The 1,494-nt window shown below is 49.4% G+C and carries 2 protein-coding genes; both read left to right on the top strand.

The genetic code is table 11. The annotated features are described in order from the left end of the window. Nucleotides 1–64: 64 nt before the first annotated feature. Nucleotides 65–775, top strand: coding sequence for a hypothetical protein (locus F6K53_RS41945; protein WP_293017324.1), 711 nt, complete (start codon nucleotides 65–67; stop codon nucleotides 773–775). A 23-nt stretch (nucleotides 776–798) separates the two neighbouring features. After that, entirely contained in the window at nucleotides 799–1,053 is a 255-nt protein-coding gene (locus tag F6K53_RS41950; RefSeq protein ID WP_293086371.1) for a hypothetical protein, read from the top strand. Nucleotides 1,054–1,494 lie beyond the last annotated feature (441 nt).

Raw genomic sequence — 1,494 nt, forward strand, 5'->3', positions numbered from 1 at the left:
ATCCTGACTGCCTGACAGAAGTTCTCGAAAGCCTACAAGAACGGGATCTTTAAAAGCTCAGCTTATGCCCGCACTCGGACTAGGATTCGTTGGTGTTCGCGTAGCGTCGGGCTTTGCCCGAATCGCTACCGACAATCCAAGGGCTATCGAGATCTTCAACTGTTTGCCGGAGCACCCTTGGTGCTGGGGACAAGGTTTTGAGTCAAAAAGGGTAGAGTGGCATGAGAAGCTAGAGTTACTACAAAAACAGCCTTTTCTGATGTCAAACTCTACCCGTCTCTATAGTCAACTATTGGACCTCCTGCGTCAATATAGTAACTACTGCGATTTGCGTCACCTCAAAGTCGAAGCCTGGATGGTTAGCGGCCTGATCTGTAGTGGTCAGCTTAGCTTACCCGCTTGGGAGCCTTACGTTCAATGCCGCGCCCAAAAAGCTCAGAGTGTGGAACGTCGTTGGAGTAGATTTCTTGTCAACAACCGAATTAGGGTAGAAGCGCTCTATGTACCTTTGGTACTGGTAGCCTTGAGAGGCTGGCAAAATCATCGTCTCTATTTAGCCTTAGACACCACAGTATTATGGAATCGCTACTGTATGATTCATTTATGTGTAATTTGTTGTGGTCGAGCAGTGCCTCTGTTCTGGCGGGTGCTAGAACATAGCAGCGCCACTGTAAAGTTCCGGGAGTACAAACCACTGTTGCGGAAAGCCCGGTGGTTCGTAACGTATCACCCCGATGTGATGCTGTTAGCGGATCGAGGCGCAAGCCAATCATAACCTGATGAGTTGGTTGCAAGCCAGTGGTTGGCATTACTGCCTACGGCTCCGAGCGTGATTTACTGCTCCATGGCCCCCGCCGCTATCCCCTTGAATTGAGTTATCTTTGGCCGACCTTAGGAGAAGCGGCATTCTATCACAATGTAGGCTTGTGGGAAGATGGTTTGTATCATTGTAACTTGGTACTGGCTACTGTCAAAGGTGTCAAAGAACCCTGGGCAGTTATTACTGATGAATCTCCTACTTTGATTTCCTTGTGGCAATACGCAGAGCGGTAAGGAGTCGAAGAGTTGTTTCAAGGGTAGCAAATCAGGAGCAAATGAACTGGAAGATTCTCGGATTAACTCCCCCGAAGCTCTCGAACGCTTATACTTAGTGGCCGCTTTCGCTCTCCAAAACAGCACTACTCTTTGTCTGGCCGTACAACTTGCACCGCTTGCGTCAACAAGTTGTTCGCGTAGCGTGACCAAAGGTCAATCCCCATTGGCGGCGAGGCATCAGTTATCTCAAAATAGGTCTACGCTGGCTCAAGGGGGTTCACGAACATTGGACGCCAATTGTTAACCCCTGTGTTCAAGTTACCCCGCGACCCGCAACCAAGCTTTGCTTCTTTGAAGGCTGAGCAGCATTACTACGACCGAATCTGGTTTACTCGTATTCGCTCGAAGCACTGCACCCCTTGATGACTGCCATTTTCCAAGATGTGTCAGGCAGTCAGC

The organism is Moorena sp. SIO4A1, from assembly GCF_010672065.1.
GTDB lineage: Bacteria > Cyanobacteriota > Cyanobacteriia > Cyanobacteriales > Coleofasciculaceae > Moorena.